Below are 26,141 nucleotides of genomic sequence, written 5' to 3' on the forward strand. Positions count from 1 at the left end.
TTAGTTTGTATTGTTAAACAGTATAAGAGAGATTTTGTTAGCTGCTTTTATGAATTTTCAACACACGTGTTAGCAATTCAGTCAGCCTGCCTTGGATTGTCTGTTCCCAATACTTAAAGCCTTAACGATGCATAAGGAGAATTTACATTATTAATCAATTAGATATTAGATATTTGGAATTGCCCATTTCTATATTTCCCATATTGGCACTTAAGTTGCTGATATAGAGACAGAAATCTTAAATGGGAGTTTTAAATGAATTTTGTGAATATTTTCAAGAAGACTGCGTTAGTGGCTTCATTAACGATGTTGGTGAGTTTCTCAGCATCCGCGAATACATTGCTTTGGAATACAGGCGTTACCGATAGTGGCAAAGGCGCTGAAGGTAGCGTTGATCAACACTACACTTTAGGTGGCGGTGCTGCTTCATATGTTGGAATTGGTGTTAATGGCGCATGGTTGGCTGATAGTGCTAGCAATGCTTCTGCCTGGATTACCCCAACTGCAAATGCTAATGATGGCAGTCTGGATCCATTTACTAACGGTACTTATACATTCAGCCAAACTTTTGACTTGTCTGGCTACGATGCAAGCAAGACCAGCTTTAGCGCAATGTGGGCTGCAGACAATAATGCATCTGTGTATTTGAACGGTAGTTTGCTCTCTAGCATTACAGGCGGTACTTATTCTAACTTCAATAGCTTTAGCTCTTTCTCTGCCAATAGTGGTTTTGTGAGTGGTTTGAACACCTTGAGTTTTGTGGTGACTAATTTGGCGCAAAACGGCGGCAACCCAAGTGGTTTAAGGGTTGAGTTCTCTAACGTTAATGTAGCTGCAGTGCCAGAGCCTAAAACTAATGCGATGCTGCTTTCAGGTTTAGCATTGATGGGTTTGGTAGTTAGACGTCGTAAGGCACTTGAGTCTTAATCTGAAATAACAATATTTAGTCGGCCTTGTATCTTCAGGCCGTCAATAAAAAGCCCCTTACTCTGAATAGAGAAGGGGCTTTTTATTGCGTATTGGTCATTAATGAGATTGTATGTAATCTGCATGGTATTGATTAAGTGGCCTCAAGCCTTATATTTGAATTTAATCAGTAAACGCTGGTCATTATCATTGATACATAAAATCTATTGAAACAATAAAAACAATTCATTTAACAAATCGATGGCAACGCTTTAACATGCAGTTGTGCTTAACAAGCAGCAGTTTTTAACTTTTCACTAACACACAATGAAGGAATGAAAATGGTCACTACAGTGCCTAATATTGTATTTAAAACACGAGTTCGCGATGAGAGCGTTGGCGGAGAAAACCCTTTCCGTTGGCAAGATGTAACAACCGCAGATATTTTCAAGGGTAAAAAAATCGTCATCGTGGCCTTGCCAGGTGCTTTCACCCCAACTTGCTCTAGCACTCACTTGCCAGGCTTTGATGCGAAGTACCAAGAGTTTATTGCTCAAGGTATTGATGAAATCTACTGTCTGAGCGTGAACGATGCATTCACCATGTTCCAATGGGGTAAGAACCTTGGCGTGAAGCATGTAAAAATGTTGCCTGATGGTAATGGCGATTTCACCCGCATGATGGGTATGTTGGTGAAGAAAGAGAATTTGGGCTTTGGTGATCGTTCATGGCGTTACTCAATGTTGGTGGATGACCAAAAAATCGTGAAGATTTTTGAAGAACCAGGTAAGGCTGATAACTTCGGTGCAGACCCATTTGAAGTGAGTGATGCTGATACCATTCTCAATTTCATTAAACAAAAGTAATCTAACAGGCATTAAATAGTTAGCAATAGGAGGGCGATGCTAACGTTGCATCGCCCTTTGTTTTTCTGATTGATCCATATTTAAAAGCGAGAACTGAATTGACTACCTACGACTATGACTTATTTGTAATTGGCGCTGGCTCTGGTGGCGTACGTGCGGCACGCATGGCGGCGGGTCTTGGTGTGCGCGTGGCGATTGCTGAAGATCGTTATTTTGGCGGCACTTGCGTTAACGTGGGCTGTGTACCGAAAAAGTTGTACGTGTACGCATCTCAATTCAGTGAGAGCTTTACTGGCTCGGTCGGATTTGGCTGGAAAGGCCAGACGCCTGACTTTGACTGGCCAACATTGGTCGCTAACAAATCCAAAGAAATCGACAGATTGCAGGGCGTGTATGACCGCTTGTTGCAAGAGAGTGGCGTGTCTATCTTTAATGGCAGAGCCGAATTGCAAGATGCCCATACCGTGGTGGTCAATGGTAAAAGCTACACCGCTGAGCGCATTCTGGTCGCCACAGGCGGCTGGCCTTATGTGCCAGAAGTCATCGGCAAAGAATTTATTGTGACCTCTAACGAGATATTTAATCTCCCCGCTTTGCCTAAGCGCTTACTGATTGTCGGTGGTGGTTATATTGCCGTTGAATTCGCAGGCATCATGCATGGGTTGGGCGTAGAAGTCAGCATTCTTGAACGTGGCAACAAAGTGTTAAAAGGCTTTGATGAAGACATCCGCGACTTTTTGATTGAGCAAATGACCAATAAAGGCATCAAGTTCTATTTCAATACCAGCGTAGATCGCATCAAGCAGCATGAAGGCGCTTATGCGGTGCATACCATGGATGGTAATTTGATCGATGCTGATCTGGTGATGTATGCCACTGGTCGCGTACCCAATACCAAAGACATTGGGCTTGAGGCCTTGGGTGTGGAGTTGGATGGTGTTGGCGCGATCAAGGTGAATGATGATTACCAGACCAATGTGGCTTCTATCTATGCTTTGGGGGATGTAACCAATCGTGTGAACCTCACGCCTGTTGCAACGGCTGAGGGTATGGCCTTGGTGAATAAGTTGTATGCCAACAAAACAGGCAAGGTGGATTACGACAATATTCCGACTGCCGTATTCAGTCAGCCGAATATCGCAACGGTTGGGCTTACCGAGGCGCAGGCGCGAGAAAAGTACCCAGACATTGATATTTATAAATCAGTGTTCAAGCCCATGAAAAATACATTGTCTGGCATCAATGAAAGAACCTTGATGAAGATGATTGTTGTCCGCAGCTCAGACAAAGTGGTCGGTATGCACATGGTAGGGCCAGATGCGGGTGAGATTATCCAGGGCATGGCCGTGGCGATTCGCGCGGGTGCAACCAAAGCTATTTTTGATAGCACCATCGGCATACACCCGACTGCGGCTGAAGAGTTTGTGACGATGCGCAAGCCTGTGGCCTAATATCGCCAAAGATTGATGCAAAGACTCATGAAAATCATTAGGCCTCAATCATGAACATGCACACGGGTTTTGACGAACATGTGTCTATTATGATGAGTCATACATTCAAGCAACACAAATTGCTGAATTCCTAAATAACTTAATAAAGGACATACATCATGTGGACAAAACCAGAAGTTACAGAAATGCGTTTCGGCTTTGAAGTAACAATGTACGTTTGCAATCGTTAATATTGCAAACGCAATTTAAGGTCAATCGTTAAGATTGTAATTAATAAAAAAGGCACCTCAGGGTGCCTTTTTATTGTCTGGATTTTAGGGTTATCGCAGGGTGGTTCTTGATTGCAACAGGTCACTATTTGCAAATAGCTCAGCCACCCAATCCACAAATGCGCGCACTTTAGATGATAGATGTCGGTTTTGCGGATACATCACGAATATCGGCACATCTTCAGACAGATATTCACCAAGCACTATTTCTAATTTACCAGTAGCGATTAAATCCTGTACCAGAAAACTAGCAGTTTGCATGATACCCACCCCTGCAAGCCCCGCTGCAAGACTGGCATCAGTGTCATTGATAGCAATGCTACGCTGGCCTGTCACCAAGCTGGTGATGCCATCTTTACTGTAATCAAATTCATAAATCTTGCCAGTTTTGGATGACATGTAGTTGATGGTGGAGTGGCGCTCAATATCCTCGGGCGTTTGCGGAATACCTGCTTTGCGCAGGTAGTCTGGTGTCGCGCAAGACACTATACGAATAGAGCCTATACGGCGCGCTACCATGGATTGATCTAACAACTCGCCGCCACGAATCACGCAATCCACACCTTCTTGCAGTAAATCTACAGGGCGGTCGCTGCAACCTATCTCAAGCTCGATTTCAGGATAACGGTCAAAGAACTCTTTAATTGCGGGCATCACAACTTGCCTGCCAAGCGAGGCGGGGAGATCGATGCGCAACCTGCCTTTGGGTTTTGTGGTGAACTGGCGTACGGAGGCTTCGGTATCATCAAGCTCATTAAGCAATCTGATCGCCCGCTCATAATAAGCCGCACCGTCAGTGGTCACGCTGACATGCCGCGTAGTGCGATTCAGTAGTTTGACCGCCAGTCTTTTTTCTAGCGCGACGACCTGTGCCGATACGGTGGTTTTAGGCAGGTTGAGTGAGTGCGCGGCCTTAGTGAAGCTGGCTAGCTCTACTACCCGCGTGAATGCAAGCATTGTATCGAAGCGATCCATTCCTAATTCAACCTCTCGTTTGAGTTCTATTTCTTAGATTCACTCTATATTGTGCAATAAAACAATACAGTGATTCCTATTTTAATCCATTTATCTTGTATTTAACTCACTATAAAGTGCATTCAACGGTAACACAACGTTGCTTATTTGAATGTTTACTCTAAGGAGAACGATCATGGCTAAGAAATTAGAAGGTAAAGTTGCAGTAGTCACAGGTGCATCAAAAGGTATCGGCGCTTCAATCGCCAAGCATTACGCAGCAGAAGGTGCTTCAGTTGTCGTTAACTACTCCTCAAGCAAAGAGGGCGCAGAAAAAGTCGTTGTCGAGATCGTGGCTGCAGGCGGCAAGGCAGTAGCAGTGCATGCTAACGTTGCCAAACAGGCTGACATTGAGCGCTTATTCGCTGAAACGCTAAAGGCCTACGGCAAGCTGGATATTCTGGTGAATAATGCAGGTATCTACGAATTCTCACCACTTGAAAGTATCACCGAGGAGCATTTCCACAAGCAGTTCAACCTGAATGTGCTGGGCTTGATCCTCACCACGCAAGAAGGCGTTAAGCACTTTGGCGCAGAGGGCGGAAGCATCATCAATCTCAGCTCGATTGTTTCCAGCACTTTTGCTCCAGCCAATGCGGCTGTGTACAGCGCGACTAAAGGTGCAGTCGATGCACTTACCCACTCATTATCCAAAGAACTTGGCCCACGTAATATCCGTGTGAATGCGATTAACCCAGGAATGGTAGAAACCGAAGGCGTTCACACTGCAGGCATGGCCGAGAGTGATATGCGTAAATTCATTGAGGCGCAGACTCCACTAGGCCGTATCGGTCAGCCACAAGATATCGCTCCAGCTGCGGTATTCCTGGCATCTGCTGATTCTTCATGGATCAGTGGTGAAACCTTGTTTATCGCTGGTGGCTTGCGCTAATCGCGTTCAAATTAAGAAAGAAGCAAAAGGAACATCATGATCAACTTATACACATGGGCTACACCCAACGGCCGCAAGGTCGCCATCATGCTGGAAGAGCTTGGTGTTCCTTATGCAGTTCATCCCGTTAATCTCCGCAAGAATGAACAGTTTTCAGCAGAGTTTCTTGCTATCTCGCCTAACAACAAAATCCCTGCGATCGTTGATGACGAAGCTGAGGGTGGCCCGCTGACAATTTTTGAAAGCGGCGCCATTCTTACTTATCTGGCCGAAAAGAGTGGTCAGTTCCTGGCAGTATCAGGCCATGAGCGCTACAAGGCGCTGGAGTGGTTGCATTGGCAGATTGGCGGTCTCGGCCCGATGTTTGGGCAGTTGAGTTATTTTGCCATTCGCGCAGAGCAAAAATGCCCCGAAGCTATTGAGCGCTTTAAACAAGAGTCCGAGCGCTTATTAGGTGTCCTGGAGCGGCGCTTGACCGCAACGCCTTATCTTGCTGGAGAGCATTATTCCATCGCGGATATGGCGGCCTATCCCTGGACAGTAAGCGCGACTAGCTTCATGAAAGATGTACTGGGTGAATATCTATCGACGACACCTGCCATCCATGACTGGCTCAAACGCATAGCAGCAAGGCCAGGTGTGCAGCGTGGCATGGCTGTACCCAACATTTAACAGGTATCACAACACACTATGAGTACCTTAAATACCAATCACCACTTTCAGGAGGCTTCGTTTCATAGCGAAGCCAGTGCTGGCGATATCGCTCTGCGAGTCTATGACAAGCGCGCCACGAGCTCTGCAACCCCGCTAGTTCTGTATTTCCATGGAGGTTTGTTTAACTGTGGAAAGATGGATGATGCCGATGCTATAGCTTCAGTGCTTGCAGAGAATACTGTGGTGGTTTGTGTAGACTATCCATTGGCCCCGAAATTACATTTCCCCACTACGGTGGAAGTGGCTTTTGAAGCTTTATTGTGGGCTGGCAAGCATGCAACTAAATATGGTGCGCAAGCCAGCAAGCTCATCGTAGCGGGGGATCAAGCAGGGGGCAATCTGGCGGCAGCCGTTGCCATGATGGCTCGTGACCGCGGTTTGGCTGGCAAAGCTAAACTGATTGCCCAGGTATTGATCAACCCTATGCTGGATCCCAATCAGTCAACACTTTCCATGCAGCTGGCTGAAGACTGCCCGTGTCGTAAAGCTTGGGCTGATTACCTGCCAGTATCAAGCGATGCGATGCATCCATATGCAGCACCGTTACTCTCTCGTCGATTACAGAGTCTAGCTTCGGCATTGATTATCACGGCAGATCAGGACCCACTGCGCGATGAGGCTGAGCAATATGCCGCCAAGCTCATTACCTCGGGTGTGCCTGTGCAAATGCGCAGATTGCGTGCAGCAAAAACTAGTCTAGCTAATCCCGCTTGTGTTTCTTTCCAAGAAGCTGCAGGCATCGTGAGCCAGTTCATTACCGATTTTTCTTAACTATATTTTTCACTATTTCGATTTTTACTACTTCGTTTAAAGGGGCTTTTACCATGAAGACTGCATCACAGATATTCAGCCGTAAATTCATACTGATCGCACTGGGCATAGGCCTGATAGGCGGCGGTGTCATTTCACATAACAGCCAGGTCAAAGCTGCAGCAGTCGCGGCAATGCCGCCTGCAGCAGTGACGGTTGAATCCGTCATAGAGAAACCAGTGATCGAGTGGGATGATTTTTCCGGTCGTGTAGAGGCTGTGGAATATGTTGAGATTCGGCCACGTGTCTCCGGCACCATCGATGTCATTCATTTCAGCGAAGGTCAACTGGTGAAAAAGGGTGACCTGCTATTCACCATCGACCCACGTCCATTCCAGGCTGAAGTCGCGCGTGCTGATGCGCAAAAATCGGCTGCCGCAGCTGCCGTTGAGTTGGCGAAAACTGAGCTTGAACGTACCCGTCATCTACTTGAAGACCATGCGGTTGCGCAACGTGAGCTGGATGAACGCAACAATACTTACCTCAATGCCAATGCCCAGTTAAAAGCAGCCGAAGCTGCCTTGATGACGGCGCAGCTTAACCTGCAATACACCGCTATTACCGCGCCAGTCAGTGGCCGTGTATCACGTGCTGAGATTACTGTCGGCAATCTGGTAGGTGTTGGCACTAATACTCCAGCGTTGACTACATTGGTTTCTGTATCTCCTGTTTATGTCAATTTTGAACTGGATGAGCAGACCTATGGCCGTTATCTGGCAAATGGAGCGGCTGGCAATACCAATGTTGACCATATTCCAGTATCTATCGGCTTGACCAGTGAAGAGGGCTATCCGCATCAGGGTTATATCAAGTCTTTTGATAACCGCATGGACACTGCCTCTGGCACGATCCGCGTGAGAGCTGTGTTTGACAACAAGGACAACAGCCTGACACCGGGCATGTATGCCAAGGTGCGCACAGGTGGCGGCGGTATGAAGCCTGCCTTGCTGATTGATGATAAAGCCGTAGGAACTGACCAAGACAAGAAATTCGTCATGGTGGTGGGTGCTGACAACAAGGCAACCTATCGCGTGATCGTGCTTGGTCCTATGGTTGATGGCATGCGCATCGTGCGTTCAGGGCTGGAAAAAGGTGAGCAGATCATCGTCGATGGTTTACAGCGTGTAAGGCCAAATGATGTCGTAGCGCCAAGCGTGGTTGCAAATCCGGCAGAGGCAACGAGCGCAACAGAGCGCACCGAGAAGACCGCCTCGAATATCCAGCAGAACCTAAAATACCACAAGAAAACCGTGATCTGAGCCAGTCTTGATCACCATCTGCGGGAGCAAACAATATGAATATATCTAAGTTTTTCGTCGATCGCCCGATCTTTGCGGGCGTTCTTTCTGTCATCATTTTTATCGGTGGGCTGATCTCCATGTTCAACCTGCCGATCTCCGAATATCCAGAGGTCGTACCACCTTCTGTGATCGTCAAGGCACAATTTCCTGGAGCTAATCCACAGACCATCGCTGAGACAGTCGCCACCCCGATTGAGGAACAGATCAACGGTGTGGAAGGCATGCTGTATATGGCATCGCAGGCGACATCAGATGGCCTGATGACACTGACCATCACTTTCAAACTAGGTACTCCGCCTGATCTGGCGCAGCAATTAGTGCAAAACCGTGTGAATCAGGCTCTTCCACGCTTGCCAGAAGAAGTGCAACGCCTGGGTGTGACCACGGTGAAAAGCTCACCTGACCTGACCATGGTCGTGCACTTGCTGTCACCTAACGGTCGTTATGACATGACTTATCTGCGTAACTACGCCTTGCTCAACGTAAAAGATCGTTTGGCACGTATCGAAGGTGTTGGTCAGGTTGAGTTGTTTGGCGCTGGTGATTATTCCATGCGCATCTGGCTAGATCCACGCAAGGTAGCTGAGCGTAAGCTTACCGCCAATGATGTGGTCACTGCGATACGCCAGCAAAACGTCGATGTGGCAGCTGGTGTGATCGGTTCCTCACCTTCAGTGCCGGGCACGGATTACCAGATCTCGGTCAATGCCCGCGGTCGTCTGGTATCTGTAGAAGAGTTTGAAAATGTGGTCATTCGCACCTCCAGTGATGGCGTGGTTACTCGCTTGAAGGACGTTGCCCGTGTTGAGCTGGGGGCAAGTGAGTATGCACTCCGTTCATTGCTGGATAACAAATCAGCAGTGGCCATCCCGATCTTCCAGGCGCCTGGTTCTAACGCTTTGCAGATTTCGGACAACGTACGCAAGACCATGGCTGAGCTGCAAAAAGACATGCCTGAAGGTCTGGAATATCACATCGTCTATGACCCAACCCAGTTCGTAAAATCGTCTATCCATGCCGTGATTCATACCCTGTTGATCGCCGTTCTGCTGGTGGTGTTGGTCGTGATCGTATTCCTGCAAACCTGGCGTGCTTCCATCATTCCATTACTGGCAGTGCCTGTATCAGTCATTGGTACCTTTGCTGTGATGATGGGTCTGGGCTTTTCAATCAACACGCTCAGCTTGTTCGGTCTGGTACTCGCCATTGGTATCGTGGTCGATGATGCCATCGTGGTAGTGGAGAACGTAGAACGTAATATCGAGAACGGACTTACGCCGAAAGAGGCAACTTATAAAGCCATGCGTGAAGTGTCGGGCCCGATTGTAGCGATTGCCCTTACCTTGTCAGCGGTGTTTGTGCCGTTGGCATTCGTCAGTGGCCTCACTGGTGAGTTCTTTAAGCAGTTTGCGCTTACTATCGCTATTTCTACGGTGATCTCTGCTTTCAATTCACTGACATTGTCTCCTGCGCTTGCATCCATACTGCTAAAGAGCCATGGCGCTAAAAAGGATATTTTCCAGCGCACCATTGATCGTTTATTTGGCTGGTTCTTCAAACGCTTTAACCAGGTATTTCGTCGTGGCTCCAACTCTTATGGCGCTGGCGTGACTGGGGTACTGAAGCGTAAGAGCCTGATGCTGGTGATCTATGCAGTCTTGATCGCCGCGATCGTTGCATTGATCCATATCGTACCTAGTGGCTTTATTCCTGGGCAGGATAAACAGTACCTGGTGAGCTTTGCCCAGTTGCCAGATGCTGCGTCATTGGATCGTACTGAAGGTGTGATCCGTGAGATGAGTGATATCGCGCTTAAACATCCAGGCGTGGAATCAGCGGTGGCGTTCCCTGGTCTTTCGATCAACGGGTTCACCAATAGTCCAAACTCCGGCATTGTGTTCGTCACCCTGAAACCGTTCGAAGAACGTACTGGTAAAGACCAGACTGGCTTTGCCATCGCCCAGCAACTGAACCAGAAATACGGCAGCATCAAGGGCGCATTCATCGCTGTGTTCCCGCCGCCGCCAGTGCAGGGCTTGGGTACTATCGGTGGCTTCAAGTTCCAGATACAGGATAGAGCCGCCCTTGGTAATGTGGCGCTGAACGATGCACTGCAAGCCTTTATGGCAAAAGCACGTGCAGCACCTGAACTAGCTGGCATGTTTTCAAGCTACCAGATCAATGTGCCGCAACTATATGCCGATGTTGATCGTACCCATGCACAGCAGTTGGGTGTGTCGATCCCTGATGTATTCGATACCTTGCAGATTTACCTGGGCTCGCTCTACGTCAACGACTTCAACAAGTTCGGTCGAACATACCAAGTACGTGTGCAGGCAGATGCGCAGTTCCGCGCGCATGCTGAAGACATCGGCTTGTTGAAAACGCGCAATAACAAAGGCGATATGGTGCCGCTGTCATCTATGTTGAAAATGACCCAGAGCTATGGTCCTGACCGTGCGATGCGCTATAACGGCTTCCCAGCTGCTGACGTCAATGGTGGTGCAGCGCCTGGCTACAGCACAGGCGAGGCGCAGGCTGCCGTGGAGCGTATCGCGGCAGAGACCCTGCCACGTGGCATCGGCTACGAATGGACTGAGCTGACCTATCAGGAAAAGATCGCTGGCAATACCTTGTTCATCATCTTGCCACTGTCAGTGCTACTGGTGTTCCTAGTGCTTGCTGCGCAGTATGAAAGCCTGACCCTACCACTGGCCGTGCTATTGATCGTGCCTATGGGCTTGATGTCAGCGCTGGCTGGTGTATGGCTCACTGGTGGCGATAACAACATCTTTACCCAGGTCAGTCTGGTGGTGTTGATCGGGCTAGCGTGCAAAAACGCGATTCTGATTGTCGAGTTTGCCCGTGAGCTGGAGTTTGAAGGCCGCAAGATCTATGAGGCCGCGATTGAAGCTGCGCGTATGCGGTTACGTCCTATCCTCATGACCTCAATCGCCTTTATTGCAGGTGTGGTGCCATTGGTGCTTTCAACTGGGGCTGGGTCTGAGATGCGTCATGCGATGGGTATCGCGGTATTCGCCGGCATGATAGGCGTGACCATATTTGGCTTGTTCCTTACACCGGTCTTCTACGTGCTGATCCGCACCATGGCCAGCAAGTTTGGGAATTCAGTGCTGAAAGATCATGCGCACCCAGGCACTGCAGCGCATGCCGCGCCTGAAATAAAGGAAGGAATTTAATCATGAAAACACTAAACCTTAGTTTGACTACATTAGCGGCAGCCATGCTGCTGGTGGGTTGCTCTACCACCAAGCCGCCAGAGCGCGTTGATCTGCAGTTGCCTAGCCAGTATCGCGAAGCAGCTAGTCTGGATGGTGCGTGGCAGGTTGCCAAACCATCCGATGATGCAGATCGCGGCCAATGGTGGAAGGTGTTCAACGAGCCAGAACTGAGTAACCTGATTGATGCTGCTACCGATAACAGCCCCAATCTGGCAATCGCACTGGCAAGAGTAAAAGAAGCCCGCGCCAATGCTGGTGTCGTGGATGCAGCTCGCAAGTTTCAGCTGAATGGGGGCTTTGGGCCAACCCGCCAGCGTGACAACAATACTGAACTTAATACGCAATGGCGCGCGCAGGTGAATGCCTCATATGAAGTTGACTTAATTGGTCGGCTGTCAGACCAGAGCCGCGCTGCCAGGCTAGATGCACAGGCCCAAGAAGCCGCTTACCGATCAGTGTTGCTGGCGTTGCAGGCCGATGTTGCGCAGCAGTATTTCACGATTCGTTCGCTAGATTCCGAACAGGAAATTCTGCAAAAGACCATCGCCTTGCGCAAGGACGAATTGCGCTTGGTGCAGCATCGCTATGATGTGGGTGATACCAGTGAGCTTGATCTGGCGAAGGCGCGTACGGAGCTATCGGTAGTGCAAGCAGAAGAAGAGGGCGTCAAGCGCTCTCGCGCGCAGCAAGACCATGCGCTGGCGATATTGCTAGGTAAGGCGCCTGCCGAGTTCACCTTGGCGCCTGCCCCATTGCGAGCCACTACGGTGATCGTGCCCGCAGGTCTGCCATCTGATTTGCTGGAGCGTCGCCCTGACATTGCACAGGCACAGCGCCAATTAGCTGCTGCCAGTGCGCGTGTTGGTGCTGCTAAGGCTGCTTTCTTTCCTAAGTTGGTGCTTACTGGCACCGCAGGCTACCAGTCGAATCAGTTAGAAGATTTATTCAAATGGTCGAGCCGTAGCTGGCTATTGGGCCCGTTGGTCGGCACAGCATTGACCTTGCCGATATTTGATGGCGGTCTGAATAAATCAAATCTGGCGCGTGCGGATGCTGGCTACGAGTTGCAAGTGGCTAATTACAGGCAGCAGGTACTCGTCGGCTTTCAGGAAGTCGAAAATAACTTGAGCGCCTTGCGCACGCTGGATAGCCAGATCGGGTTCTTGAATGCTGGGATAGATTCTTCAAAAGTTGCAGAGCACTTGGCGGATGTGCGCTACAAAAATGGATCGGCAAGCTATTTTGAGGTGATAGATGCCCAACGTACCCGTCTCTCAGCTGAACGCTCACAGATACAAAGTGCTGGTGAACGTTCTGTAGCCTCAGTCGGATTGATTCGTGCTCTGGGCGGTGGTTGGCAGTAAATAATATTTGTTGTTAAAGCTCGTGCAATAACCCCCAACGATGGCTGCTTATCGTTGGGGGGTTATTGCATTCCACGATTGCTTTATCAGTCATGGAATGCACCGTTTTAAGACAAAAATATCAAATCTGCACGCATTTAGCGTGAGTAAAAAAAGCTGTAGCTGAAGTGCAATTCGGGATAAAGTAGAGGCATATTTACTCACCGAAAATTTGCTAGTTTTCATGCGCCTATTACAGACCATCGCTCTAACTTCTTCTCTACTGTTTTTGCTTGCCGGCTGCTCCGGCCACTACCATCCCTTAGCCCTTGATAAAAAAGTAAAACTGGTCGCTGAACTGATTGATCATGCACCAGAGTGCCAGGCATTTAAAGATCGCCTGGCCGACCCATCGATTGATGATGATGGTGTTGATGCTGTTTTTGCCGAAGCTACCAAGGCACATTGCATTCAAAAGCATGTATAGGCTTAACAGCCGCTATTTAAGTTGTGCCCGATTCTTGCTAGCTTTTATTGAGCGCAATGCTTAATTGGTTAAATAGAACAATAAAACGTGTCTTTTTCAGGTGTTGGCCACTAATGGTTAGCGCTTACTATAAAACTGGGAATTTAAAAATAACCGTCAATATCCATCAAATCATCACTGGGGTCTTACTATGACTGCTCATGCGAATAAAGACATCACCAGGCCGAACGTCTATTTTGATAGCCGATTTGGTCTTGATGCCGCCAAAATTCTGCCAGGCCAGTATTACGCCACCCAGAGAAATATGTTGTTGGTCACCGTGACAGGGGCATGTATCACCGCCTGTATTCGAGATAAAGTAAGTGGAATAGGGGGCATGAACAATTACATGCTGCCTGATGAAGATACCGTGAATTTTAAGAGTGAGGTCTATGGCATCAAGGCCATGGATACACTGATTAATGATCTTATTCAGATGGGCGCAGCCCCAGAAAACCTTGAAGCCAAGGTGTTTGGTGCAAGCAACATGCTGAATGATGCCCAATCCATTGCCGCCGCCGCGCGCAATACCCAGTTTGTATTTGATTACCTCAAAACCAGAAACATCCAGGTGGTTGCTACAGATGTGCAGGATGTATATCCCCGCAAGATCTATTTCTTTGTTAATACGGGCAAGGTCATGGTTAAGAAACTGCGCAACATGCATAACGAAACTATTATCAACCGTGAATCTGAATACACACAGCGCTTTGCCTTAGCGCAATTTAATCGTGCTGAGCATCTGCTTGCGCACACTCCGTCACAGCATGAGGTTTTTGATATCCAATTTGATACCATTGACGCAGAAGTCATGTAAAGTCTTGTTTTGTTGAGCTGAACTATTGTTACCAAGCGATTTGAATGAGTAGAGCAACACTCTGGCTTTGAAGTCATTAAATCATCCATCGTAACGTGAGATCACAGGCTGAATGAAATTCCCAGATATCCCAAGTAACGAAGTGGAAAGACTAGCAGCGCTAAAAAGAATGGATATTCTTGATAGTGCGTCAGAGGTTGGCTTTGACTTGTTGACAGAAATGGCAGCAGAACTGCTTCAGTTGCCTATTGCGCTCGTTACCATCGTTGATAGCAAACGTAACTGGTTTAAGTCTCGAGTCGGCATAGAAGGTTCGGAAGCGCCGCGTGATGTCTCTTTTTGCGCCCATGCTATCTTACAGACATCCCCCATGATTATTGAAGATGCTTTGCTCGACGAGCGGTTTTCAGATAATCCATCAGTGACAGCAGCACCGCATGTCCGGTTTTATGCTGGATTTCCTCTGGCCTCAGTTGAAGGCCATAACGTCGGGACGTTCTGTGTTGTTGATAATCACCCGCGCACTTTAAGTGCATCAGAGCTCCGCCAGATGGTCCGATTAGCGCAACTTGCTCAAGTTGCCTTGCAAACACGTGAGCTTGCCAGCAAAAATCTAGCTTTGAACACGTCTATATTAGAAACCTTCTCTCTGTTTGAGAATACTTTTAATCTCGCTGCGGTAGGTTTGATTCATACCGCACCTACAGGCCAGTTACTTCGTGTTAACCCTAAAGCTTGTGAAATATTGGGCTATGACTCCGACACTCTCACGCATATTAACTTTCAGGACATCACCCATCCCGACGATTTGGATAAAGATTTGGAGTTGTTCGAACGCACATTGAATGGCGAAATTCCTGGCTACCACATGGAAAAGCGATACCTCCATGCAGCAGGCCATTATCTATGGGCGAGTCTTTCTGTGAGGCTGAATCGCGATGCATCTGGTGAACCGCTCTACTTCGTTGCATCCATCGAAGATATTTCACATGTTAAGCGGCTTGAGGCGCGGATTATCGAAGAGCGTGATGCGCTACAGGATGAGGTCAAAATCCAGATTAAAGGCTTGCAGGAAGCTAATCGCCAATTAGTGCAAGATGCAAAGTTGCTGACTGCTGCAAAAGAATTGATTGATCTCAGTGAGCAACGCATCAAACTGATTATTGATAATGTGCCTGCCAGGATTGGATTTTGGGATAAAAAACTGATTAATCAGTTTGCCAACAAGGTCTATGAAGACTGGTTTAATTTGCCCGCCCCCGATATTTATGGCAAACACCTGCGTGACTTTATGGATGAAGATACTTACAAGCAGAGGCAGCCCTATATCAAGGCGGTGCTTAAAGGTAAGCCGCAGCACTTTGATGATGCCACTCCAGGTCGAGATGGCAATCTACTCTATAGCGAAATTTCCTATATTCCGGCACTTGAGAAGGGTGAAGTCACAGGTTTCTTTCTCTTTGGGCAGGATGTAACCGCACGTAAACGTGCTGAAGAAGCCATGCGGCAAAGTGAGCAGCATTATCGCCAGCTCTTTCAGAACATGCTTGGCGGCTACGCCTATTGCCAGATGTTATTTGAAGACGGTAAGCCCGTCGATTTCGTCTATATCAATATCAACGATAAATTTGAGCCGCTCACAGGCTTAAAGGATGTAGTCGGGCGCAAAGTAAGTGAGTTGGTGCCTGGCATCCGCGAATCAAGCCCCGAAATATTCGAGACTTATGGTCGTGTTATCAAAACTAAAGTTGCTGAGCGTTTCGATGTATATATTGATGCGATGGACATGTGGTTCTCAGTGTCAGTCCATAGTACGGAAGGCGATTACTTTGTCACAGTCTTCGAGAACATTACCGAACGAAAAATACTTGATGAGAAGCTGCGACATCAAGCCAACGTTGATTACCTGACCAATATAGCGAATCGTCGTGCCTTTATCAGGCAAGGTGAGGTAGAGGTTGCCCGTGCCTTGCGCTATGGCAACCCACTTTCTGTCGCCATGCTGGATATCGATTACTTTAAAAAAGTGAACGATACCTACGGCCACAAAACAGGCGATCTGGTATTACAAGAGTTGAGTCGGATATGTGTAGAAACCTTGCGAGAAACCGATATGGTTGCGCGCATGGGTGGGGAAGAGTTTGCGATTCTGTTCCCTGAAACCGATGCACAACATGCTTTTGAAGTGGCCGAACGATTGCGCGATAAAATCGAAAAGAATGAGCTATCGCTTGAATCAGGCATGCCACTCACGTTTACAATATCGATTGGTGTCATCACGCTGACCAAGAAAAACGTGAATATCGACATGCTGCTACACCTTGCAGACAAGGCACTGTATGAGGCTAAAAATACTGGGCGAAATAAAGTCTGTACGCTCTGACCTCAAGGCCTTTGCTTGAGGTCTTTACTGGGCGTTGGGTTATTCCAGATAGTTTTTTCTGATTTTCTGTTTGATCAAATCTCTGATCGTTTGCAGATAGTTTTCATAACTACCAAAAAAGCGGGAAACCATGCTTTTGCAACTTGGGCAGGTGACCATTTTTTCAGGGTATTCGCCATCCACCACTTTTAAGTCGTGCTTGCAGTTGACACAATGCGGTTGCAAATCCGTAATCTGATCAAAGGCTTCCTGATATTTCCAGGTCCAGCGCGCGCCATGAAATTCATCAGTGAGATAACTCATCCATTTAGGGGTGTCATCGCCCAAGTAATTCAATAACAGCTTGGCAAGCACACCTACTAAAATCACGCTATCAATCACCAACAACGTGAATAAGGCATTGCTGTAATCGCCCTTTGATATCAGCCAATGACCAGCTTCAGTGAAAGTCACCAGTAAACCGATGATGATCAAAAGCACGGGTAAAATCAGCTTCCAGTATTGTAAAAACAATACCTGTAGTTTTTCAGGATATTTAGATAGGGAAGCGTAATCTGAGCGTTTCATAGGCTCACCATTCTTTTGAAGTTCTCAAGCATTTAATTCTCCATTGAATTCATCATAAATAATGAATTTCTTATATTATTCGGCAAAGATGTCACCATAAAAATCAGCTAAATAGAGAGTGTTTGCTGTATTTCATGGATTTTACTTGGCGCATGATTTATTATTTCGTACTTACAACTTGCATACACTTACTAACCAATCAGTTTACCAAAAATTGGCCTTAAATAACAAATACTTGCTTGTCTTGTTCCAACTTCGGGGTAATTCATTATTACAACATTCACAATCCAGTCCATTCGGACTATGTGAAACTATTTAAGTTGCCTGCATAGTCTTGTGCTTAAGGCTATGATTGGCTGAATTTAGACGATTTAAAATTAAAGGTTTGCGCATTTTGCGCAAATGAACGAGGAAGATATGTCCGACTACGTCATTGCTTTTGAGAAACTTCGTATTGATGATGTGCCAGCCGTTGGCGGCAAAAATGCATCACTAGGTGAGATGATCAGCCAGTTAACTGCCAAGGGTGTGCGCGTGCCTACAGGCTTTGCTACTACAGCACATGCCTATCGTGAGTTTCTGGCGCAAGATGGGCTTGATGATCGTATCAATGCAGAGCTTGATCGTTTGGATGTAGAAGATGTCACGGCATTAGCTGTTTGTGGCAATAAAATCCGTGAGTGGATTATGACAGCCAACTTCCCTAAAGCTTTATTAGATGGTATTGCTGAGCATTATCAAACCCTGACGACACAAATGGGCGATAGCGTGAGTTTCGCTGTGCGTTCATCTGCCACAGCGGAAGATTTGCCTGATGCCTCATTCGCAGGTCAGCAAGAGAGTTTTCTGAATATTCGTGGTCTCGACAATATCTTGCACGCCATCAAAGAAGTATTCGCTTCACTGTATAACGACCGTGCGATTTCATACCGAGTGCACAAAGGCTTTATCCATGCGGACGTTGCTTTATCGGCAGGTGTTCAGCGCATGGTGCGCAGTGATATAGGTAGCTCAGGTGTGATGTTCACTATGGATACCGAATCTGGTTTTGATGAAGTCGTATTTATTACCTCAGCCTATGGCTTGGGCGAAACCGTGGTGCAGGGTGCCGTTAACCCAGATGAGTTCTATGTGCACAAACCATTGTTGGCTGAGGGCTTCCCAGCGATTATCCGTCGTTCACTTGGCTCAAAAATGATCAAAATGGTATTTACCGATGCCAATCAAGCGGGTAAAAGCACCATCACAGTGCCTGTTGATACAGTCCAAAGCACACAGTTCTCGCTGACAAATGAAGAGATTCTTGAGCTTGCACGCTATGCCATGATTATTGAAAAACACTATGAACGCCCGATGGATATCGAGTGGGGTAAAGATGGCGTTGATGGTAAGTTGTACATCTTGCAGGCTCGTCCAGAGACAGTTAAGTCTCAGGCTGGCAACTCGGTAGAGAAGTTCCAGCTGATTGGCACAGGTACTCCATTAGTCACTGGCCGTGCTGTGACACAAAAGATTGGTGTAGGTCCTGTACGTATCGTTAAAGACGCGTCAGAAATGCATACTGTGCAACCTGGCGATGTGCTTGTGGCCGACATGACGGACCCGAACTGGGAACCAGTCATGAAGCGCGCCTCAGCATTGGTGACTAACCGTGGTGGTCGTACCTGTCATGCTGCCATTATTGCGCGTGAATTGGGCATCCCTGCGATTGTTGGCTGTGTGAATGCCACTGAGCTTCTAAAAGAAGGCGACATTGTGACCGTATCGTGTGCCGAAGGTGAAACAGGCCACGTATATGCGGGTGCTTTGGACTATAAACAGACCACAGAGACCGCTACCGCGTTGAAAATGGCTCCTGTCAAAATCATGATGAACGTTGGTAATCCAGATATGGCGTTTAGCTTTGCCCAGATTCCTAATCATGGCGTAGGCCTTGCCCGCCTAGAATTTGTGATCAATAACATGATCGGCATACACCCTAAGGCCATTCTCAACTTCGACAAAGTGCCAGCCGACATGCAGGCTGAGATTACTCGTCGTGCCAATGGCTACGCCAGCCCACGTCAGTTCTATATTGATAAACTGGCTGAAGGTGTTGCAACCATTGCAGCTTCTTTCTGGGGCAAGCCAGTGATTGTGCGTTTGTCTGATTTCAAGTCAAACGAATACAAGAAACTGGTCGGTGGTGATATTTATGAGCCAGATGAAGAAAACCCGATGCTTGGTTTCCGCGGTGCAGCGCGCTACATTGCAAAAGATTTCAGAGATTGTTTCGAGCTTGAATGCCTGGCGATGCGCAAGGTACGTGAAGAGTTAGGCCTGACTAACGTTGAATTGATGATTCCGTTTGTACGCACCTTGGAAGAAGCACGCCAAGTCGAAGAAATTCTTGCTGAATATGGACTCAAGCGCGGCGTAAATGGCTTGCGTTTAATCATGATGTGCGAGATTCCATCGAATGCGCTATTGGCGGAAGAGTTCCTCAAATACTTTGATGGTTTCTCAATCGGCTCTAACGATTTGACACAACTGACTTTAGGGATGGATCGTGACTCAGGTTTGATGGCACATGGTTTTGACGAGCGCGACGCTGCGGTCAAGGTATTATTGAAGATGGCGATTGATACCTGTAACCGACTAAATAAATATGTGGGTATTTGCGGTCAAGGCCCATCAGACCATCCTGACTTTGCTGAGTGGCTGGTTGAAAAGGGCATACAGTCTGTTTCGTTGAATCCTGATACGGTTGTGAGCACCTGGCAACGACTGACAAAGTAAATATAGACACAAAATAAGCTTGGCTTTATATACACTGACCACATCATTTGTTGATAACATCTGATGTGGTTTTTTATTTTAAGCGCTGCATTCAGGTGCAAAAATAGGTTGAACGGGGAGAGTAAGCATGCAACAACGTACGGTTTTCTTTGTGTCAGACAGCACAGGCATCACAGCTGAGTCTTTAGGGCATTTGCTCGCACACTTCCCTGAAGTGAAGTTTCGCCAGTTTCGTTATCCATTTATCGACTCAATTCAAAAGATTGAGGGAGTACTGCAACGCATAGCTCAGGCAAGGGAGGAGGATGGCGTCCGCCCAGTGATTATGATGACCCTGGTTGACCCTGATTACCGTGCGCTCGTAAAGCAGGCAGATGCATTATGTCTGGATATGTTTGGCGCAATCATTGATCCACTCTCGGCCGAATTAAATATGCAACCATCGCTTGGTGTGGGTATCAGCCACGGCGTGCTTGGGCATAGCTACCATGAACGTATGGATGCCATTAATTTTTCGCTCGGGCATGATGATGGGCAGACCAATCATGGTCTGGATGAAGCGCAGGTGATTTTGATTGGTGTTTCTCGTTGCGGCAAAACACCTACCAGTCTTTACCTTGCTATGCAGTTTGGTATTAAAGCGGCCAATTATCCGTTGATCCCTGAAGACTTTGAACGTATGACTTTGCCTTCTATATTGGATAAATATCCAGAAAAGCTTTATGGCCTGACAATTCAGCCAGAGCGTCTGCATTCAGTTCGTAGCGAGCGTCGCCCAGATAGCTTTTATGCTTCATTGGCCAATTGCAAAGAAGAAGTACGTCTGGCGGAGTCATTGATGGAGCGCGCACATGTGCCTTGGATTGATTCAACCAGCCGCTCTATTGAAGAGCTATCAACGACTATTTTGCAAAAGATTAAAGTTAAGCAGTATGCTTAATTTGTGCTGGAAACTGAGGCCAGCATAGGAAAATTGCATAAGTCTATACCATCGGATAGAGCGCTGATCTTAGTTTGCTAATGATTGGTAATGCCGCTAATCCTCCGATTAAATCGGCACTTAGGTCGTCTAGCCCAGCATGTCTGCCAGGGATGTATATTTGGTGAAATTCATCTGCAGCCCCAATGAGCACTACGAGTATTAAGATCAAAGCCAAGGGTTTGGATTTTAATATCATCCCCAGAAAGATGCCGATACTGCCGTAGGCGATGAAGTGCACCAGCTTATCCCATGGCGATGGGAACAGGCTCCCTGCACCAGATGCTTCACCGCCAATGAATATGCCCAATAGCATGACAACTAAGCAAATGAGTGCCAACTGCTGAATAGCCACTGCTCTATAGCGGGAAGCTTTAATAGGCACCGCTTTCCTTTTTAAGAACAACAAGTATCGTTTTTACTACAATATACATATCTAATTTAGGGCTCCAATTACGCAGATAATCAATGTCGTAATCAATACGCTCTTTCATTTTATCCAGTGTTTCGGTTTCGCCTCTCAAACCATTCACTTGCGCCCAGCCTGTGATGCCTGGTTTTACTTTATGCCTGATCATATAGCCAGTAATCATTTTCCTGTACATTTCATTATGTACCACGGCATGGGGGCGAGGGCCGACTATACTCATGCGCCCCTGCAGTACGTTGATGAACTGAGGCAACTCATCCAGAGATGTTTTGCGCAGAAATGCGCCTAAGGGTGTGATGCGGCTATCAGTCTTTGTAGCCTGTTTTACCTCTGTACCATCTTCGCAAACGGTCATTGACCTGAATTTATATACGGTAATTTCATCGCCATATAAACCGTATCGGCGTTGCTTGAATATAACAGGTCCAGGCGAGGTGGATTTTATAGCAATGGCGATGCAAGCCAATACTGGCGAAATCAATATTAATGTGACTAGCGAGAATAAGATGTCTGCAACTCGCTTAATCATCCCGTTAAACCCAGTGAATGGTGTTTCAATTAGCGCGACTAAAGGTATGCCATTCATTTCACCAATGCTGCCTTGTATCAATTCCGTCTGAAATATGTCTGGGACAAAATAAACTGACACTGTCGTGTCTTTTAGCTTGTTCAGGAGTTTGACCATGCGCGACTGGTCTGCGACTGGTAAGCATAGATAAATACTGTCTATTCGATTTTCTTTAACGTAACTAGCGACAGAGCTGATCGCACCAAGATGACTAGTGTTGCTAGGTAATTTCGGTACGCGATCTAATTCTCGGTCTTCAAAAAAGCCTATTAGCTTGGTGGTGCTGTATTGATCTTTTGCGATGCTCGCTGCAAGGGCTAAGCCCTGTTCGTTAATGCCAACAATTACACTGCGTTTTGCAGGCCCTTGTAGCTTGATAATGATTGGAGCCGCGAGTCTTAGCAGTAGGATTGCAAACAGTTGGAACACTGGGGTCACCAATAGCCAGCAGACAATTGCTTTGACTGAGAACAGTCCTATGTACTCAGTGAACCATCCAAACACTAATATAAATCCAGCAATGCTGAACCAACTGATCAATACATTGCTGATGGACTCTAAATCGGGGTCATGAATATTGGAGTGCGCAGGAAAATTCAGTAAGAAAAGAATAAGTGATAAGGTCAGGCACAAGGGAGTTAATTCACCATAAAAGTGATAATAGAGCCCCCATAGTGCAAGCACGATAGTGACTGGCTGCAAGAACGCCTCAATGATAAAGAGTATATTATCTCGGGCAATCGATATGCCCAATTTATCCCCTATGATTGACTGTGCGCGTGATTGCTTCATTAATCTTTAAACCCTCTGTCTGTTGTGATTGTCAAAAATGCTTTATGGAGACAGTTCATCGACAGTTGCTTCCAATAAGCTAAGTGAATATAGGCAAAGAATATGCCATGGGAAGTAAGTAACCGATCGATACAGCGCCTAAAACTTATGAATATCATGGTAAGGAAAAGACATTGTTGTTTAATTTCGTCTTGATAAAGATGCCGAGATTAGATGCGCTCAACGATTTAATCTATTTAAGAAATAATTGTCTCTTAAAGGAGACAGTGACATATCTAATATAATCAGGACCTTCAGGTGGGACTGATTTGCTGAGTCGCTATGTCACGACAACTTTGACTATTTTATTCTGGATTTTCTAGTATTCATTGGCTTTGATGAAAACATCAGTCTACATTCTATTGCTAGTAGCCAATAAAAAAGCCCAACAGCAATTAAGCGATGGGCTTTTAAACAAATTGCTCTAATTACTTAGCGCAATTTATAACATGTTTATTAAATCAAAGACTTTCTACGGCTAGCAATGAAACCAATAATACCTAAACCAGCTAAGAACATGCCACTTGTCTTAGGTTCTGGTACAGCAGAAACTGTATATTCTGCACCAATCAGTGCCGTTCCAAACTTATTACCAACTTTGCTAGTAATGCCACTAATTAGCAACTCGTAGTCACCAGCGACTACATTTTTGAAACTAAAGGTATCGCCAGAAAAAGTGCTCGATCCGAAACTACCGCCTGAAAATGTTGCGGGAACAAGGCTATAAACTTTATTGAATAGAGTTGCAGATCCAGTGCCGTAAAGAATACTTCCAGTAATATCAGAAAGACTTGATATTGAAATAGTGCCCAAAGATAAATCAGTGAAACTACCTTTGACAATTACTGGATCAGTTGTATCCGCAAATGAAGCCATCGAACATATTGATAAAACAAATGCTAGTAGAAACATCTTAATCTTCATTTGGTGCCCCTAAGTTTAAATACATAAAATACAGTTTTGCTTAATTATCAAATAGTACTTCTTCTCTTCGGTTTCGATTATCCTTTTTCTCGCAATATCCTCAATAGCCCGAATGGTCTAATAGGCTGAATTCTGACCTTTAAATATGACAGAAATTGTTTTTATAACAATATACATATCCAGTTTCGGGCTGTAATTCCTGAGGTAGTCGATATCATAGTCGATGCGTGCCTGCATTTTTTCCAAAGTATCGGTTTCTCCCCTAAATCCATTTACTTGTGCCCAGCCTGTAATGCCGGGTTTGACCTTGTGGCGAATCATGTAACCTTTAATAAGCTTCCTATACATTTCATTGTGTGAGATCGCATGCGGACGTGGTCCTACTACGCTCATCCGACCCTGCAGTACATTGATGAATTGAGGAAGTTCATCCAGTGAAGTCCTTCTGAGAAACGCACCTAGTTTAGTAATTCTTTGATCACCTAGTTTTGCTTGAGTTAGGTCGTGGCCATCTTCACATACCGACATAGACCTAAATTTGTAGACGAGTATTTCTTTACCATCTAACCCGTACCTCCTTTGTTTAAAGATGATAGGGCCAGGCGTGCTTAGCTTTACGGCAATTGCAATTAAAATAAGTAGTGGCGATATGAATACAAGTGCAAACATGGCAAAAAGAAAATCTGCAGCCCTTTTTATTATTCCGTCGTAGCCAGTAAAGGGAGATTCGCGAACTGCGACTACGGGTATTCCATCTACTGCATTCATGCGGCCCTGAATGAGGTCTGTAATAAAAATATCTGGTACAAAATAGATAGATGCTGTGGTGTCTTTAAGATCGTCGAGTAAAGCGACTATTCTTGGCTGTCGAGCCATAGGGAGGGACAGATAAATGGTATTGACGTCATTTTCTTGAACGAAATTGGTTAATTCGGATAACTTTCCTAAGATTGGATATTCTTTTTGGCCCTCTAAACGTTCAATTTGACGATCTTCGAAAAACCCCAATAAGTTCATCGAATGATAGTTGCTATTAATTAACCGGTCAGCGATTGCTAACCCCTGAGAATTCATCCCTGCAATCACAGCAATCTTTGTGGGGCCTTGTATTTTGATGATTAAGTCAGAAAGAAATCTTAATCCAAGTGTAGAAAGAATTAAAACGATAGGGGTAATCATGACCCACAAATACAAGGTTTTCTCATTAAACGCACTTATGAAGTCGGTAGTGATAACAAAAGTCAGTAATAGACTTATTAATACCAGCCAAGACACAATTACATTCGTGATTATTTTTAGAGTTGAAAATCCGAGTTTTGGGCTGCTAGGGAATGTGACCGAAAACAGAATCACGCATACGATGATATATATAGAATCTATATCCCCCTCATTAAAATAACAAACAGCCAGTAAGCTAACTATGATGAGTAATGGGTCAAGGAAGGCTTCAATCAGGTAAAGTATATTGTCTCGAGCAAAAGTAATTCCAGTAACTTTTCTCCCGATGGTGTTCCCGATCAGTTCTTTCATTTATTCGGATACATTTCTTTGAAATTAGTCACAGCTTGAGCACGATTCAAGACATCCAGTTTTTTGAATATTCTTTGCAGATGATTTTTAACGGTAAAGAAGCTGATATCTAATATCATGGCAATCTCTTGATTTGTCTTCCCGCTTCTTACCCATTTCATGATTTCAATTTCTCGTTCAGAGAGGCTACCAGTAAACTCTTCAGGCATTTCTTCTTCGATGGGAGCAGGTTCTTTTAGTTGTGCGGGCAAGTGTTCTAGTTGACGCAATGAAAAGTCGATGTAAGGTAATACGGATTCAAGCATTTTTCGCGATGATTTTTGCGTGCTGGTGGATTCACTGAGAAACACATACAAACAATCATGGTGACCACGATAGTCTTTTATGGCATGTACCAGAGCAGACTTCATTTTATCAAAACTTTTACTGACGTCGCTTAATTCAATATTATCCTCTTTAAAAATACCTTCCTGAATATTAAGCGTAAAAGGGCCTTTTCCATGTTGTAGCCAGTAACTGAATAGCCTTTTAAGCAAAGGCGTCAAGTTACTATTAGGTATTTTTGTGGTCCTTACTCCAGGAATTGCGGATACTACATCAAAATAGATCAGCCCTAAAGAAAAGTCTCCCCATGCTGCAATCATGATGTCATGAGGGATAAATCTTTGTAGGTTACCTTGAAACCACATAAAAAACTCAAAGTGTGTTTTTACGCGTAATGATTCATGTATTAACTCAACAAAGTGAGCAAGATCATTCTTATCAAGGTTTGAATTTAACGACATAGTTATGCTTTGTTTTTTCTTGGTGAGTTAACTATTCAAATTACTTATTTGTTGAAAATTCAACATTTCTATTCTTTTTAAAGCAAGAATTCGTCACTTAAAGTTAAGACCTGATTTTTCTTTGGACCATGCAATTTACGCTGCTTGTAGTACTTATGGCTCATTGCGCAAGGGTATTGAGCCTTTTAAGTTCTGATTTGAAATGATTGAAATCA

The 26,141-nt window shown here is 45.8% G+C and carries 22 protein-coding genes; 15 read left to right on the plus strand and 7 right to left on the minus strand.

The annotated features are described in order from the left end of the window. Positions 1-255: 255 nt before the first annotated feature. From ZMTM_RS02485 to pqqA, 4 genes are all read left to right on the plus strand, one after another. Complete coding sequence (locus ZMTM_RS02485) at positions 256-927, plus strand: PEP-CTERM sorting domain-containing protein (RefSeq protein ID WP_221764763.1); 672 nt, start codon at positions 256-258, stop codon at positions 925-927. Positions 928-1,247: 320 nt separating this feature from the next. Further along, positions 1,248-1,772, plus strand: a complete 525-nt coding sequence (locus tag ZMTM_RS02490; RefSeq protein ID WP_221764764.1) for a peroxiredoxin — start codon at positions 1,248-1,250, stop codon at positions 1,770-1,772. A 98-nt stretch (positions 1,773-1,870) separates the two neighbouring features. After that, complete coding sequence (gene gorA, locus ZMTM_RS02495) at positions 1,871-3,223, plus strand: glutathione-disulfide reductase (protein ID WP_221764765.1); 1,353 nt, start codon at positions 1,871-1,873, stop codon at positions 3,221-3,223. Between the two features lie 158 nt (positions 3,224-3,381). Continuing rightward, positions 3,382-3,453 (plus strand): pyrroloquinoline quinone precursor peptide PqqA, encoded by a 72-nt coding sequence (gene pqqA / locus ZMTM_RS02500; RefSeq protein WP_081774944.1) that lies wholly within the window; start codon positions 3,382-3,384, stop codon positions 3,451-3,453. 90 nt (positions 3,454-3,543) lie between these two features. Here the strand turns inward: pqqA and ZMTM_RS02505 are convergent, their stop codons facing one another. Further along, positions 3,544-4,467, minus strand: a complete 924-nt coding sequence (locus tag ZMTM_RS02505) for a LysR family transcriptional regulator (protein ID WP_221764766.1) — start codon at positions 4,465-4,467, stop codon at positions 3,544-3,546. A gap of 175 nt (positions 4,468-4,642) precedes the next feature. Between ZMTM_RS02505 and ZMTM_RS02510 the strand changes: the two genes are divergently transcribed. The 9 genes from ZMTM_RS02510 (at position 4,643) to ZMTM_RS02550 (ending at position 16,534) form a co-directional block, all read left to right on the plus strand. Beyond that, positions 4,643-5,398: an SDR family NAD(P)-dependent oxidoreductase gene (locus ZMTM_RS02510; RefSeq protein WP_221764767.1), complete on the plus strand. Its 756-nt coding sequence runs from the start codon at positions 4,643-4,645 to the stop codon at positions 5,396-5,398. A 36-nt stretch (positions 5,399-5,434) separates the two neighbouring features. Further along, entirely contained in the window at positions 5,435-6,070 is a 636-nt protein-coding gene (locus ZMTM_RS02515) for a glutathione S-transferase family protein (protein WP_221764768.1), read from the plus strand. An 18-nt stretch (positions 6,071-6,088) separates the two neighbouring features. Further along, positions 6,089-6,883: an alpha/beta hydrolase gene (locus ZMTM_RS02520; protein ID WP_221764769.1), complete on the plus strand. Its 795-nt coding sequence runs from the start codon at positions 6,089-6,091 to the stop codon at positions 6,881-6,883. A gap of 53 nt (positions 6,884-6,936) precedes the next feature. Continuing rightward, positions 6,937-8,181, plus strand: a complete 1,245-nt coding sequence (locus ZMTM_RS02525; protein ID WP_221764770.1) for an efflux RND transporter periplasmic adaptor subunit — start codon at positions 6,937-6,939, stop codon at positions 8,179-8,181. Between the two features lie 35 nt (positions 8,182-8,216). Then, positions 8,217-11,423: an efflux RND transporter permease subunit gene (locus ZMTM_RS02530; RefSeq protein ID WP_225907066.1), complete on the plus strand. Its 3,207-nt coding sequence runs from the start codon at positions 8,217-8,219 to the stop codon at positions 11,421-11,423. 2 nt (positions 11,424-11,425) lie between these two features. Next, positions 11,426-12,829: an efflux transporter outer membrane subunit gene (locus tag ZMTM_RS02535; RefSeq protein WP_221764771.1), complete on the plus strand. Its 1,404-nt coding sequence runs from the start codon at positions 11,426-11,428 to the stop codon at positions 12,827-12,829. Between the two features lie 223 nt (positions 12,830-13,052). Then, a complete protein-coding gene (locus tag ZMTM_RS02540) occupies positions 13,053-13,295 on the plus strand; it encodes a hypothetical protein (protein WP_221764772.1) in 243 nt (80 codons plus the stop codon). Between the two features lie 190 nt (positions 13,296-13,485). Continuing rightward, complete coding sequence (cheD, locus tag ZMTM_RS02545; protein ID WP_221764773.1) at positions 13,486-14,151, plus strand: chemoreceptor glutamine deamidase CheD; 666 nt, start codon at positions 13,486-13,488, stop codon at positions 14,149-14,151. Between the two features lie 112 nt (positions 14,152-14,263). After that, on the plus strand, positions 14,264-16,534 hold the full coding sequence (locus ZMTM_RS02550) for a diguanylate cyclase (protein WP_221764774.1): 2,271 nt from the start codon (positions 14,264-14,266) through the stop codon (positions 16,532-16,534). Between the two features lie 39 nt (positions 16,535-16,573). On the opposite strand, the gene ZMTM_RS02555 is transcribed toward ZMTM_RS02550, so the two are convergent. Continuing rightward, positions 16,574-17,101, minus strand: a complete 528-nt coding sequence (locus ZMTM_RS02555) for a hypothetical protein (RefSeq protein ID WP_221764775.1) — start codon at positions 17,099-17,101, stop codon at positions 16,574-16,576. 417 nt (positions 17,102-17,518) lie between these two features. Between ZMTM_RS02555 and ppsA the strand changes: the two genes are divergently transcribed. Continuing rightward, positions 17,519-19,879, plus strand: coding sequence for a phosphoenolpyruvate synthase (gene ppsA / locus ZMTM_RS02560; RefSeq protein ID WP_221764776.1), 2,361 nt, complete (start codon positions 17,519-17,521; stop codon positions 19,877-19,879). A 127-nt stretch (positions 19,880-20,006) separates the two neighbouring features. Next, positions 20,007-20,819, plus strand: a complete 813-nt coding sequence (gene ppsR / locus ZMTM_RS02565; protein ID WP_221764777.1) for a posphoenolpyruvate synthetase regulatory kinase/phosphorylase PpsR — start codon at positions 20,007-20,009, stop codon at positions 20,817-20,819. A 43-nt stretch (positions 20,820-20,862) separates the two neighbouring features. Here ppsR and ZMTM_RS02570 read toward each other — a convergent pair whose 3' ends face one another. The 5 genes from ZMTM_RS02570 to epsA all read right to left on the minus strand — a co-directional run bounded on the left by ZMTM_RS02570 (position 20,863) and on the right by epsA (position 25,926). After that, on the minus strand, positions 20,863-21,243 hold the full coding sequence (locus ZMTM_RS02570; RefSeq protein WP_221764778.1) for a VanZ family protein: 381 nt from the start codon (positions 21,241-21,243) through the stop codon (positions 20,863-20,865). Then, the gene (locus ZMTM_RS02575; RefSeq protein WP_225907067.1) at positions 21,233-22,648 is read right to left on the minus strand and encodes an undecaprenyl-phosphate glucose phosphotransferase; all 1,416 of its coding nucleotides are present in this window, start codon (positions 22,646-22,648) and stop codon (positions 21,233-21,235) included. Before ZMTM_RS02575 ends, ZMTM_RS02570 begins: the two co-directional genes overlap by 11 nt. 495 nt (positions 22,649-23,143) lie before the next feature. Continuing rightward, positions 23,144-23,611 carry an FxDxF family PEP-CTERM protein gene (locus ZMTM_RS02580; protein ID WP_221764779.1) on the minus strand — a complete coding sequence of 156 codons (468 nt, stop codon included), beginning with the start codon at positions 23,609-23,611 and terminating at the stop codon, positions 23,144-23,146. 117 nt (positions 23,612-23,728) lie between these two features. Next, positions 23,729-25,141 (minus strand): undecaprenyl-phosphate glucose phosphotransferase, encoded by a 1,413-nt coding sequence (locus ZMTM_RS02585; protein ID WP_221764780.1) that lies wholly within the window; start codon positions 25,139-25,141, stop codon positions 23,729-23,731. Then, complete coding sequence (gene epsA, locus ZMTM_RS02590; protein ID WP_221764781.1) at positions 25,138-25,926, minus strand: XrtB/PEP-CTERM-associated transcriptional regulator EpsA; 789 nt, start codon at positions 25,924-25,926, stop codon at positions 25,138-25,140. Before epsA ends, ZMTM_RS02585 begins: the two co-directional genes overlap by 4 nt. Positions 25,927-26,141: the final 215 nt, after the last annotated feature.

The organism is Methyloradius palustris (assembly GCF_019703875.1).
GTDB lineage: Bacteria > Pseudomonadota > Gammaproteobacteria > Burkholderiales > Methylophilaceae > Methyloradius > Methyloradius palustris.